This is a genomic window from Emticicia sp., from assembly GCF_049241225.1.
Classification (GTDB): Bacteria; Bacteroidota; Bacteroidia; order Cytophagales; family Spirosomataceae; genus Emticicia.
The window spans coordinates 11832-24431 of the sequence record NZ_JBMLRC010000215.1 but is presented as its reverse complement, the minus strand read 5'-3'; the positions used below and the strand labels follow the sequence as shown (position 1 = coordinate 24431).

Genomic DNA, 12600 nt, shown 5'->3' with positions numbered 1-12600 from the left:
TGCATTGGTACTTCTCGATTCTGATGCAAACATTCTTTTTACACCGCTACGCATCGCACCAAATGTTTACGATGAATCCGTTTTGGGAGAAGGTATTTTATACACTCACATTCATTGCTCAAGGCTCTTCTTTTCTGAGTCCGAGGGCTTACGGAATCATGCACCGTTTGCACCACGCTCATGCAGACACCGAAGAAGACCCACACTCGCCAAGCTACTCGAAAGGAATATTTGATATGATGTGGAAAACACGTCAGATTTACAATAGAATTCTACATAACCAAGACTCGGTAGAGGCAAAATTCAAGAAAGGCGTGCCGAACTGGAAATTTATGGAGTGGCTCGGCGATTTATGGATTTCACGCATTGCTTGGGGCGTGCTATATACTTTAATTTATATCAAATTTGCTACCGCTTGGTGGATGTTTCTGTTATTGCCTATTCATTATTTAATGGGACCAATTCATGGAGTAATTATCAATTGGTATGCTCACCGCTACGGATATACAAATTTTGAAGTTGACGATACGGCCAAAAATCTTTTACCACTCGATTTACTGATGATGGGTGAATCTTACCATAATAATCACCACAAATATGGTGGCAGAGCTAATTTTGGTTTCAAATGGCACGAGTTCGACCCAACTTATCCGCTTATAAGGCTACTCAATGCCATGAAAATCATTAAATTGAAATTGAATAATGACTTGAAGTATATGTAGGTAGTCCACCGACCACAGTCGATGGTCAATAGTTTTTTTGTTTAACTGCGTTGTATGAAAAACCTTAAAGGTGATTCGGTCCGATGGTCGAATCACCTTTATTTTTTTAGGCAGAAATAAACTATTTTTTTGTTTTCTATCACATTTTTAAACATTTTGCCGTTAGTGAATGCAACAACATTTGCATTATTCAAGAAATAGGCATTACTTTTGACATACACTTTACAAAATATTCTAACCAAATAAACTAAACCTTACATGCAAGAACGTAAATTCTTTGGGCATCCAATGGGCCTCATGGTATTGTTCCTTACCGAAATGTGGGAACGCTTCTCTTATTATGGTATGCGTGCCATTTTGTTTTTATACTTAACCAAAGGAGCAAACGAAGGTGCTTTGGGACTTTCCGAAAAAACTGGCGGAGCAATCATGGGACTTTACATGGCTTCGGTTTATCTTTTGACTTTACCAGGTGGGTGGATTGCCGATAATATCTTAGGACAGAAAAAAGCTATTTGGTACGGGGCATTGTGTATCATGGCTGGTCACTTAATATTAGCCATTCCGGGCTCTCCCGAGGTTTTCTTTCTGGGATTAGCAACAGTGGCAATCGGTACGGGTTTATTAAAAGCCAATATAAGTTCAATCGTTGGCGAGTTATACCCAGAAGGCGGAGCAAGACGTGATGCCGCATTTTCAATATTTTATCTCGGTATCAATCTCGGGGCATTTCTTGGAATGTTTGTCGTGGGATATTTAGGAGAAAAAGTTGGCTGGCATTATGGTTTCGGGGCGGCAGCATTTGCAATGCTTTTTGGAGTAATTAACTTTAAAGTAAACGGCAAATACCTTGATGGAGTAGGAAACGCTCCAACACAAAAATCTTCTTTTACTTATTTATATGTAGTAATTGCTGCTCTTGTATTGGTTGCAGTTTTACTTATATCGGGAGTTTTAGATAGTGTTGCACTGGCACAGTATATGAAATATGTCATTATTGCCATTACAATTTTCTATTTTGCCTACATCGGTTTTATTGATTCTTCGCTTACAGTTATCGAACGCAAAAGAGTTGGTGTACTTTTCATATTATTCATTGGCATTTCGATTTTCTGGTCGGGTTTCGAGCAAGCTTCTACAACATTAACGATATTTGCCGACCGCCACACTGAGCGTAGTTTCTTAGGCATGGAATTGCCTGCCTCTTGGCTACAAAATGCCAATTCGATGTTTATCCTTATCTTCTCTGCTCCGATGGGTGCTTTGTGGATTTACCTGAATCGTAAAAACTTAAATCCGAGTGTGCCAATCAAATTTGGCTTGGGTTTGGTACAAATGGGCTTAGGATTTTTTGTGATGTATCTGGCAGCTCAAAGAGTTTTAGATGGCTCAATGGCTGGTCTTGGCTGGCTTTTCTTCACTTATATGTTCCATACACTTGGTGAACTTTGCATTAGTCCGGTTGGCTTGAGTTCATATACTAAACTCGCTCCTAAAAAATATTATAGCCAACTCATGGGTTTATGGTTTGTTGGGGCGGCTCTCGGAAATCTTATTGCGGGCTTATTTGCTGGAAACTTCGACGAAAACAACGTAGCGGCCATGCCCGATTTATTTCATCAAGTATTTTTAATCGGAATGGTTTCAGGTTTAGTTTTAATAGTTTTATACAAACCAATAAAAAAATGGATGGGCGGCATCGAATAAAAACCTTTGCTATTTCCGATAAAAAACCTTTTTTTTGCTGAATAATTCTTGAAAGTCCACGGTCGATAGACCACCGTCCATAGTATCAATTTAAAAAACTGTAGACTATTGACCATCGACCGTGGACTAAAAAACTACCCATAAAAAATGGCAAAATTTAGTACGAGTTCAAAAACTGACATCTTTGTTCATATTGGCATAATCATTGCCTTATTTTTAGTGTTTTTCTTTAGTTTTTTCTTTATTTATCTTCCGTGGAGCACCAATCATGGGCAGTCAATCACCGTACCTGATTTGAAAGGTATGACAATCGAAGAAATGGAAAAAGCCCTTGATGACCGTGACCTCGATTATGAAGTAAGCGACTGTACATTTGTGGCAGGAGCAAAACCACTTTCGATTCTGACACAATATCCGAAATCGGGTTCGAGCGTAAAAGAAGGAAGAAAAATTTATTTGACAATCGTGACCGCAACTGCTCCGATGGTGAAATTGCCAGATGTTTTTCAACGGTCAGAATCAAGTGCTAAAAATCAATTATTATCTGCGGGATTGATAGCAGGAACAACCGAAATGATTCCGGCTTTAGAAGAAAATACAGTTCTAAAAGTAAAATTTAACGGTCAAGAGATAAAGGCAGGAACACTTATTCCGAAAGGCTCGACGGTTGTATTTGTGGTAGGCGATGGCCTTGGCGATCAAATGGTAGAAATACCAAACTTGGTTGGAATGGCGGCTGATGAGGCAGAAATATTAGTTTCGGGTCAAAATTTAGTTTTATCGAAGCGATATGTCGGTGCTGTCGAGGGTTATGCTGATGGCACAATTGTAAAGCAAAGACCAGCCGCCGAAGGTAATAAAATTCATATCGGTGACGTTATTGATGTAGAAATAGCTGGTGATGCTCCATCAGAAGAACCTATCCAAGACAATAATTAACGTGTTAATGAATCGTTTAATATGAAAATATTTTTAAACAACAGACCTGTAAGTATTTGCAGGTCTGTTATTTTATTAGTGCTTTTTAGCTCACAACTTACTTACGGCCAATCCATTAAACTGCCATTTTTCGATGATTTTTCGCAGACAACTTCCGCTACACCCAACCCAAATCTTTGGATAAATGGAGGTGTAAATATCAACAACTCTTTTCCAATTAATCAGCCATCAGTCAACGTGGCAACTTTCGATAGCCGAAATTCAGCTGGAAAACCTTATAATTTCTCCAATAAATTTGCTTACGGAACTACCGATACCCTAACTTCTCGTTCGATTGATTTGTCGGGACTTACTCCAGCCGACTCAGTTTATCTCAGTTTTTATTGGCAAGCAAAAGGCCTGGGCGAATTACCCGATAATGATGACTCGCTGGTAGTATCATTTCTGAATAACAAGAATCAATGGCAAACTATCTGGCGACAAGAAGGAGTAAACAAAGATATTTTCACACAAAAACTACTGGTAATCAATAAAGTAGAGTATTTACACCAGAATTTCCAATTCAGATTTGAAGCTCGTGGCCGTCAGTCAGGAGCTTTTGATATGTGGCACGTTGATTTTGTTTATTTGAACAAACAAAGAAGCCGCAAAGAAAAATATGTGCAGGAAGTTGCGATTCAAGGCTTTAAAAATAACTATCTCAAACGATATTCGGCCATGCCTATGGCTCAGTATTTGATTAATCCCGAAAAAGAAACAAATGATTCGGTAGTTGTAAATATGAGTAATTTGCAAGGCTTAGCCCGAACCGTACAGTTTAATTTTAATGTTATAGATACTGTTTCAAAAACAAGCTATCAGACAACCAGCAATCCTCTCGGAGAATTCTTTGAATTTCCGAGTAAACCAAGGGTTAATAAACTTACAAAAATCAGAAGTTTTAAACAGAAAGGTGCAGTTTTAAAACTCACACAGAAGTTTACTTATGAAGAACAAAATCTAATCAGAAACGACACAACTACCGTCATTCCGCCAAGCTTTGCTCTGAGCAACGACTCACTCTCTAATTATACGCCATTGCTCGACTACTACGCCTATGATGACGGTACAGCCGAAACAGGTGCAGACACCGACCAAAGTTTGGGTAAAGTTGCAGTTAGATTTATACTAAACAAGCCAGATACAGTAAATGCTGTAAACTTTAATTTCACACCCTATTTCAAAGACATTACGGGGCAGACATTCCTGCTACAAATCATGAATAGTGCCAACGGAAAACCGGCAAAAGTTTTGCATCAACAATCCGTTAAAGTGGCTTATCCAAGCAGTATCAATGGGTTTGTGAAATATGAACTCACCAATACAAATACAGTAAAAGATACTTCCAAAACTGCCGCTGGTGAACCTCCGATTGTGAAAGACTCGACCATTATATCTAATGCAAATATCGCTGTGAAAGACACCTTTTATGTGGCCTGGACAAAAGTAAATGAAGATGTAATCGGTGTAGGTGTTGATAAAAACTATGACTTCGGAAGCAATATTTTTTATAGTTTGGGAAATGAGTGGGTACAGAATAAATCGCTGAAAGGCAGCCTGATGGTCAGGCCAATAATGGGCTTTAAAGCCAATAAAGATAAACGAGTGAGTAATCCACTGGCCAACGAACCAAGCCTTGATAGCCAATTCAAGGTTTTCCCGAATCCTACAACAGGGATTTTACGATGGAATTTTGAAAACATTCAATCAATAAGTATTTTTGATGCAACTGGTCGAGAAGTATTCTATAAAAAGACTGATAGTCAAGAAATTAGCCTAGAAAATCTACCAGAAAACATTTATTACATCAATTTTTCGGATGGAAAAAAGAATTTTATTCGTAAGATTATGGTTGTGCATTAACAGTAAGCAGTTATCAGTTTTCAATTCTTTTTTAGAAACTTAACAACAATAAAATATATTATCATGGAAAAAAACTTTGATATAACAGTAGAGCAATTAAAAGAGCTAATCGAGGGAGAAAACCCAATCAACCTTTTTGATGTACGTGAAGAATACGAATACGAAGATGATAATTTAGGTGCAAAACTCGTACCTTTGGGCGAAATCCCTGATAGGCTTGAAGAATTTGAGGCAGTTAAAGGACAAGATATTTATATTCACTGCCGTAGCGGTGCAAGAAGTGGAAAAGCAAAACAATTCTTGATTTCGCAGGGTTTTGAAAATGTACACAACGTTTTGGGTGGTATCATGGCCTACCGTGAAATGGAATAAAAAGGCCTGCACCACAGGTCTTATTGCAATATTTATAAATTTCATCCAACATGTTATCTGACTTTGGTATAATATTATTGGCAATCATTTTGGCGGCAGTAGCAGTGCTTGCTGTACTGGGTATTGCGTGGATACTACGCCCCAACAAGCCAAATGAAGAAAAACTAACAACCTACGAATCGGGTGAAGACCCAATTGGTAATGCCAATGTTCAGTTTAATGTAAAATTTTATATAGTTGCTCTGATTTTCATTCTTTTCGATGTTGAATTAGTTTTCTTATTTCCTTGGGCTACAGTTTTTGGCAACAAACAGTTTATTCAAGATACAAACGGACTCTGGGGTTGGTTTACACTGGCCGAAATGGGTATTTTTATTACGGTTTTAGCACTTGGCTTGGCTTACGTTTGGGCAAAGGGCTATCTAGATTGGGTAAGGCCAGAATATCGAACTCCGAAATTTAAGAGTAAGATTCCGATGGAAATGTATAATCAAGTCAACGAAAAATACGCTGATAAATAACAGTACACAGTTGATAGTCAACAGTTTACGTTAAAGTATTGATATTTTTTAAAAACACGTTTATTTTAAGTCAATAACTGAATGGATTTTGAAACCCTCGAAAAAGAGGCACATATAAAAACAGGCGAGAGCGAAGTTATTCTGACCTCACTCGATGAGCTAACCAACTGGGCAAGAGCAAATTCGCTTTGGCCAATGGGTTTTGGGTTAGCTTGCTGTGCCATTGAAATGATGGCCACTTATGCTTCATCTTACGACCTTGAGCGTTTTGGAGTTTTTCCACGAAACTCGCCTCGTCAATCAGATGTAATCATTATTTCGGGAACAGTTACTTTCAAAATGGCTGACCGTATCCGTCGTTTATACGAACAAATGCCCGAGCCGCGATACGTGATTTCGATGGGAAGCTGCTCAAATTGCGGCGGACCTTACTGGGAACACGGCTATCACGTAGTAAAAGGAGTTGACCGAATTATTCCCGTTGATGTTTACGTACCCGGCTGCCCTCCTCGCCCCGAAGCATTGATTGGTGGAATTTTGAAATTACAAGAGAAAATTAAAAATCAGAGCCTTTCAGAACTCAGAAAAGACGGTTAAAATACTGACTATAAGCTTATTTACAAAAAAACAAAAGTGATAACTCGAATAGAATTATCACTTTTTTTTATTCTGAAAATGCTAATAATTTGTTAATCCGTTCTTTTCAGACAAGAAGAAACGAGCAAAAAGCATTATATTGCAAAATCATTTTAAGTATATACTAAAAACTTACAAACCATGAAAACCTTCCTAAAATACATTGTTTTAGCCTCGGTTATTTTTACAATTTCATGCTCAAAAAGTGGCACAAAAGCTCTTGAAAAAGGCAATTATTACGAAGCAGTACTACAATCAGTTGAAAAACTAAAAAAAGATAGCGATAATAGCAAAGCTCTCGAAGTGTTACCAACTGCTTATAAAAATGCACAAGAAGAATTTACAAGAGATATTGCTCGTGCCAGAAATGCCAATCAGCAGTTTCGTTGGGAAAACATCTTAGAGTATTATAACAAGCTCAATAAAATGCAAGAAAGTATCGAGCGTTGCACGGCTTGTCGCCGCATTGTGAGTCCGCAAACTTATTACAGAGAAACCGAAGAAGCCCGTGATAACGCTGCCGCCGAACGTTACGCTGTAGGAAATGACATACTTAGAAGAAATAATGTAAGCAAACTCGATGCTCGTGCTGCCTATGACCACTTCGAGAAAATCACTATTTTTGCTCCAAATTACAAAGACGCCCGCAACCGATTGGAAGAGGCCCTCAATTTAGGGTCGGTTCATGTAGTGGTTGAGCAACCAAAAATTAATTCACGTTTATATCAATATAGCAACGACTATTTTCAGGATAAAGTAGAAGAGTTTTTACGTACGAATCGACGAATCAATAAATTTATCCGATTCTACGCACCCGAAGAAGCGAAAACTGTAAAACTAAGACCCGACCACGTTGTTCGACTCGAAATCATTGATTTTGTAGTTGGAGAAACAAATATTGCAACTGACCGCCAAAATGTAACAAGCAAAGACAGTGTAAAAACCGGCGAAGCTACCGTTAATGGCAAAAAAGTACCCGTTTATGGCAAAGTAAATGCCACCATCATTAAGTCTCGCAAAGCTGTTCGTTCGAGAGGTATTCTTTCGATGGAAATCTTTGATTATCAGACAAATAAGACACTCTCTCGTGAAGAAATACCTGGTGAATATACATGGGTAAACGAATGGGCAAGTTTCAATGGCGATGAAAGAGCCTTGACAACAACCGAACTAAACATGACTCGCAGCCGTGAGCAATTACCACCTCCGCCACAGCAATTATTCATCGAATTCACAAAACCAATCTACGACCAAGTTACCTCAAGAATCAGACGTTTTTACGATAAATATTAAAATTTTGCTCGTAGGAACGTCCAAATTGGACGTTCCTATAATATTCATCAACATCTGTGAATTTTTATTAGTAAGTAAATCTAAATCACTCCGATTTAATCATTAAATTTACCTTATGGTAAAAAGAACTATTAATAAATATTTAATTCATCCTTAATTTAAAAAACTATGTTCGACCGAAGAGACGCCCTCAAATCAATTATTGTTGGTGGGGCAGCCAGCATTTTTTCACCGAATACATTACTGGCAAGTACTGCCCCTGCGAAAGAAAAACTCGGAATTGCTTTAGTAGGTTTGGGCTATTATAGCACTGATTTGCTCGCTCCTGCCCTGCAAACAACCGAAAAATGTTACTTAGCAGGAATCGTGACTGGTTCGCCAGAAAAAGCTGAAAAGTGGAAACAGAAATACAATATTCCCGATAAAAACATTTACAACTACCAAAACTTCGATTCGATAGCCAACAACCCAGACATTGACGTGGTCTATGTGGTTTTACCGCCTTCGATGCACAAAGAATATACCATCAGAGCTGCAAAAGCAGGTAAACATGTTTTCTGTGAAAAACCTATGGCTCCGTCAGTAAATGATTGCTTAGCTATGATAAAAGCCTGCAACGATAATAAGGTGAAACTGGCGATTGGCTACCGTTGTCAACACGACCCCAATACGCAGGAATTTATGCGAATAACCAAAGAAAAACTCTATGGAAAAGTCAGAATGGTTGCCTGCGGAACAGGATATTTCGATAATCGTACTACACACTGGAAACAAAATAAGGCTCTCGGTGGTGGTGTAATGGGCGATATGGGTGTCTATGCCCTTCAAGGTGCAAGACTCGCCACAGGCGAAGAACCAATTGCAGTTACGGCACAAGCAAGCACTACTCGACCAGAAATTTATAAAGAAGTAGAAGAAACAATGATGTTTCAGCTACAATTTCCGAGCGGTGCGTTGGCAGCTTGCCACACAAGTTTTGGCATTCAGATGAATTATTTGCAAGTAAATTACGAAAGAGGCTGGCTCAAAATGGATTCACTCTCTAATTATTCGGGCAATAAAGGAAGCCATAGCAAAGGAATCATTGATTTTCCGCTGAAAAGCCAGCAGGCCAAACAACTCGACGAGGATTGTATGGCATTAATGAATTCGACGCAATTAATTGCCCCAGGTGAAGAAGGTCTGCGAGATATAAAAGTGGTAGAAGCCATCTATAAAGCTGCAAAAAATGGAGGAACGGTGAAGATTTAATTAGTCCATGGTCGATAGTCAACAGTCCACAGCTTATTGATTTTAAACAACTGTGGACTGCCGACCACTAACTGTAGACTTTTTTTATGCTTCCACCAATCTCTCTCCCGAAAAATGATGTTGAGGCTCTTTAAATAAAATATTAAAAGTTGTCATTGAGCCGTAGCATCGAGTGATATATTGCTGAATATTCACTTTTTCTTCGTCGTCCATACTACTGGCGTTTACACGTTGTTCTAAAACTCGCAGTCGGTCACGCATCATCACGATTTTGTGAAAAAATACATCAATCGGAATCTCTTTCGATTGTAAATCGCGGCGTCCTGGCTGTAAAATCATTTTTCCACCCTTCCATTTATCGCCCAACGGCACAACTTCGGTGGCATCCATCCAGCGTTGAAGAATTTTTGAAAGATTTCGTTCAACGTCAAACAAACTCACCATATCGTGCGATGGTTCGACCACTTCCAGCACTTCAAATGGATAATCTATTTTGATGTTTTTTGTTCCTATCTCTACGAAGGTAATAACATAAACATCTGATTTAAAATTAATTACGACGCCGACACCATACTCTGGGTGACGTACTCGTGAGCCGATTCCAAGGATTACATTTGCCATAAACTGTGGTGCGAACTTCCAGTTCGCCGTAACGTAAGTAATAAATTCTGTTTTGAACAACACAAACAAAATGCCAAAAAAAATTTATTTCACAAGGAATATTTTTAGGTTAACCTAAAAATATATTTAGCTTTATTTTGAATATTAATTTTATTCATCAAACTTTGTATTCAGAATTACCAAAATCATGAAAAACATATTTTCAATATATATACTTTTATTACTCAATACCATCGCATTCACTACTTTGGGAAGCGAAATCAGAGGAATTATCGTCAATAAAGATAAAGCTGTCAGTTTTGCCAGTGTCACCATTTTAAATACTAAAATTGGTACTCAAGCCGATGAAAACGGCAAATTTATCATCAAAAACGCTCCGATTGGCAAGCAAACGATTCAGGTTTCAAGCATTGGCTATAAAACTAAACAACTCACTATCAATATTTTAGAAGATAAAAACAATAACCTAAATATTGAAATTGAAGAAGAAAACGCCCAACTCAATGAAGTAGTGGTGTCGGGTACGATGAAAGAAACCAGCATCAATGAGTCGCCCGCTCCTATTCAGATTCTAAACCCAACATTTTTTCGTAAAAATCCTACGCCGAGTTTATTTGAGTCGCTTTCGATGGTCAATGGTGTGCGTCCGCAACTTAACTGTAATGTTTGCAACACGGGCGATATTCACATCAACGGCATGGAAGGCCCATACACAATGGTAATGATTGATGGAATGCCAATCGTTTCGGCCTTGTCGTCGGTTTATGGTTTAAGTGGTATTCCAAACTCGATGGTTGAGCGGATTGAGGTAATGAAAGGTCCCGCATCTACGCTCTATGGCTCAGAGGCTGTCGGGGGCTTAATTAATGTTATTACAAAAAACCCTTCAAAAGCACCGAAATTTAATTTCGATTTCAATACCAGCAGCTATCTTGAAAATAATTTTGATGCCAGTGGAAAGACCCAAATCGGCAAATTTGATGTGCTTTTCTCGGGAAATTATTTTCTTTTCAATAAACGTTGGGACATTAATCAAGATAACTTTACGGATATTACGCTTCAAAACCGAACTTCATTATTCAATAAATGGTCAATGCGACGCTCACAAAATCGAGTTTTCAATATTGCAGCTCGGTATATTTACGAAGACCGTTTTGGCGGAGAAATGCAATGGCAAAAAGCTAATCGTGGCGGAAGCGAAATTTACGGAGAATCTATTTTCACGAAACGCATCGAAATGCTCGGGAGTTATCAACTACCGATTGATAATCAGGAAGTTACGCTCAATTTTTCGTTCAATCAGCACCAACAAAACTCGGTTTACGGAAACACTTTGTATTTGGCCACCCAACGAATTGCTTTCGGACAATTATTATGGGACAAAAAACTCGGCAAAAACCACGATGCACTTTTGGGAGCAACATTCCGACATACTTTCTATGATGATAACACGCCAGTGACTCAGATTTCTGACAATCAAAATGTTCCGGATTTAATTAGTTTACCGGGTATTTTCATTCAGGATGAAATAACGGTTTCGAGCAAAAACAAAGTACTTATTGGACTAAGATATGACTATAATTCTAAACATGGCGGTATTGCAACACCACGATTCAACTGGAAATTTACGCCCAATAAAGACAATATTTTTAGACTGAGTTTGGGCAATGGTTACAGAGTTGTGAATCTGTTTTCGGAAGACCATGCTGCTCTTACGGGATCCCGTAAGGTATTGATAGTAAACGAATTAAAACCCGAACGCTCGTATAACGCAAACCTCGACTACCAACGATTTTTTACTTTCGGAAATGGCTACGGAAACATTCAACTCAACGGATTTTATACGTATTTCTCCAATAAAATTATTGCTGACTATGACCAAAATCCCGAACTGGTGGTATATGATAATCTGAAAGGCTACGGAATTTCGAAAGGTGTGGCACTCAACGCTGAATTTAATTTTACATCAAGTCTGAAAATATTTGCAGGATCAACCTTAATGGATGTTTATAGAAAAGAAAATAACCTTAAAATCAACCAAATTCAAACGCCACATCTAACTGGAAACTACGCCATTAGCTACTCATTTAGTAAAGCTCAACTGACTTTCGACCTAACTGGAAATCTATACAGCCCGATGCGTTTGCCAGTGGTTAGAGAGTACGGCGATACTCGCCCCGAATATTCGCCGTGGTTTGGTATTCATAATATTCAAGCCACCAAACGTCTTTCTAATGGTTTGCAGCTCTATGGAGGCATCAAAAACTTCACAAATTTTCTTCCCAAAGCCCCAATTTTTAGCCCTGACCGACCTTTCAGTGAGCAATTCGACCCGAGTTATAATTATGCCCCTCTACAAGCCATCAGAGGATTCGTAGGGGCAAGATGGAGTATTTTTTAAATTATCGGATTTTGCATAAAAAGCAATTGATTTTGCATAAAACTAAGTTTTTACTATAATTTTCTTAGAAAAAATCAACCAACAAGCCTTTACTATCCGTTATATTTGCACAGAAATAAAAATTAACTATGATAAATAAAGTAATTAGTGGTGCAAAAGAAGCAGTTGCCGATATTCAAGATGGAGCAACACTCATGCTCGGTGGCTTTGGACTGTGTGGGATTCCAGAAAATAC

General features: G+C 38.4%; 12 protein-coding genes. 11 read left to right on the top strand and 1 reads right to left on the bottom strand.

The window, feature by feature from the left end; translation table 11 throughout:
* The 9 genes from ACOVO2_RS12205 to ACOVO2_RS12165 all read left to right on the top strand — a co-directional run.
* The coding region (locus ACOVO2_RS12205) for an acyl-CoA desaturase (protein ID WP_421770243.1) at positions 1-722 on the top strand (722 nt) is incomplete at its 5' end.
* Between the two features lie 258 nt (positions 723-980).
* The gene (locus ACOVO2_RS12200; RefSeq protein WP_421770242.1) at positions 981-2429 is read left to right on the top strand and encodes a peptide MFS transporter; all 1449 of its coding nucleotides are present in this window, start codon (positions 981-983) and stop codon (positions 2427-2429) included.
* A 147-nt stretch (positions 2430-2576) separates the two neighbouring features.
* The gene (locus ACOVO2_RS12195) at positions 2577-3368 is read left to right on the top strand and encodes a PASTA domain-containing protein (protein ID WP_421770241.1); all 792 of its coding nucleotides are present in this window, start codon (positions 2577-2579) and stop codon (positions 3366-3368) included.
* A gap of 21 nt (positions 3369-3389) precedes the next feature.
* Positions 3390-5270, top strand: a complete 1881-nt coding sequence (locus ACOVO2_RS12190; protein WP_421770240.1) for a T9SS type A sorting domain-containing protein — start codon at positions 3390-3392, stop codon at positions 5268-5270.
* A 63-nt stretch (positions 5271-5333) separates the two neighbouring features.
* Positions 5334-5642, top strand: a complete 309-nt coding sequence (locus ACOVO2_RS12185) for a rhodanese-like domain-containing protein (RefSeq protein WP_421770239.1) — start codon at positions 5334-5336, stop codon at positions 5640-5642.
* Between the two features lie 50 nt (positions 5643-5692).
* Positions 5693-6163, top strand: a complete 471-nt coding sequence (locus tag ACOVO2_RS12180; protein ID WP_421770238.1) for an NADH-quinone oxidoreductase subunit A — start codon at positions 5693-5695, stop codon at positions 6161-6163.
* 81 nt (positions 6164-6244) lie between these two features.
* Positions 6245-6760, top strand: coding sequence for an NADH-quinone oxidoreductase subunit B (locus tag ACOVO2_RS12175; protein ID WP_421770237.1), 516 nt, complete (start codon positions 6245-6247; stop codon positions 6758-6760).
* A gap of 180 nt (positions 6761-6940) precedes the next feature.
* Positions 6941-8092 (top strand): hypothetical protein, encoded by a 1152-nt coding sequence (locus ACOVO2_RS12170; protein ID WP_421770236.1) that lies wholly within the window; start codon positions 6941-6943, stop codon positions 8090-8092.
* A gap of 168 nt (positions 8093-8260) precedes the next feature.
* On the top strand, positions 8261-9343 hold the full coding sequence (locus tag ACOVO2_RS12165) for a Gfo/Idh/MocA family protein (RefSeq protein ID WP_421770235.1): 1083 nt from the start codon (positions 8261-8263) through the stop codon (positions 9341-9343).
* Positions 9344-9427: 84 nt separating this feature from the next.
* Here the strand turns inward: ACOVO2_RS12165 and ACOVO2_RS12160 are convergent, their stop codons facing one another.
* Positions 9428-9964, bottom strand: coding sequence for a hypothetical protein (locus ACOVO2_RS12160; RefSeq protein ID WP_421770234.1), 537 nt, complete (start codon positions 9962-9964; stop codon positions 9428-9430).
* A gap of 187 nt (positions 9965-10151) precedes the next feature.
* Here ACOVO2_RS12160 and ACOVO2_RS12155 point away from each other — a divergent pair, with 187 nt between their 5' ends.
* Positions 10152-12365: a TonB-dependent receptor gene (locus ACOVO2_RS12155; protein WP_421770233.1), complete on the top strand. Its 2214-nt coding sequence runs from the start codon at positions 10152-10154 to the stop codon at positions 12363-12365.
* 128 nt (positions 12366-12493) lie between these two features.
* Positions 12494-12600 (top strand): CoA-transferase (locus ACOVO2_RS12150; RefSeq protein WP_421770244.1); only part of this gene is annotated, 107 nt, incomplete at its 3' end.

Coding starts and splice junctions, on each gene's coding strand:
- ACOVO2_RS12165 (WP_421770235.1), top strand. CDS start 8,261: ATGTTCGACCGAAGAGACGCCCTCAAATCAATTATTGTTGGTGGGGCA.
- ACOVO2_RS12155 (WP_421770233.1), top strand. CDS start 10,152: ATGAAAAACATATTTTCAATATATATACTTTTATTACTCAATACCATC.
- ACOVO2_RS12195 (WP_421770241.1), top strand. CDS start 2,577: ATGGCAAAATTTAGTACGAGTTCAAAAACTGACATCTTTGTTCATATT.
- ACOVO2_RS12175 (WP_421770237.1), top strand. CDS start 6,245: ATGGATTTTGAAACCCTCGAAAAAGAGGCACATATAAAAACAGGCGAG.
- ACOVO2_RS12185 (WP_421770239.1), top strand. CDS start 5,334: ATGGAAAAAAACTTTGATATAACAGTAGAGCAATTAAAAGAGCTAATC.
- ACOVO2_RS12200 (WP_421770242.1), top strand. CDS start 981: ATGCAAGAACGTAAATTCTTTGGGCATCCAATGGGCCTCATGGTATTG.
- ACOVO2_RS12180 (WP_421770238.1), top strand. CDS start 5,693: ATGTTATCTGACTTTGGTATAATATTATTGGCAATCATTTTGGCGGCA.
- ACOVO2_RS12170 (WP_421770236.1), top strand. CDS start 6,941: ATGAAAACCTTCCTAAAATACATTGTTTTAGCCTCGGTTATTTTTACA.
- ACOVO2_RS12190 (WP_421770240.1), top strand. CDS start 3,390: ATGAAAATATTTTTAAACAACAGACCTGTAAGTATTTGCAGGTCTGTT.
- ACOVO2_RS12160 (WP_421770234.1), bottom strand. CDS start 9,964: ATGGCAAATGTAATCCTTGGAATCGGCTCACGAGTACGTCACCCAGAG.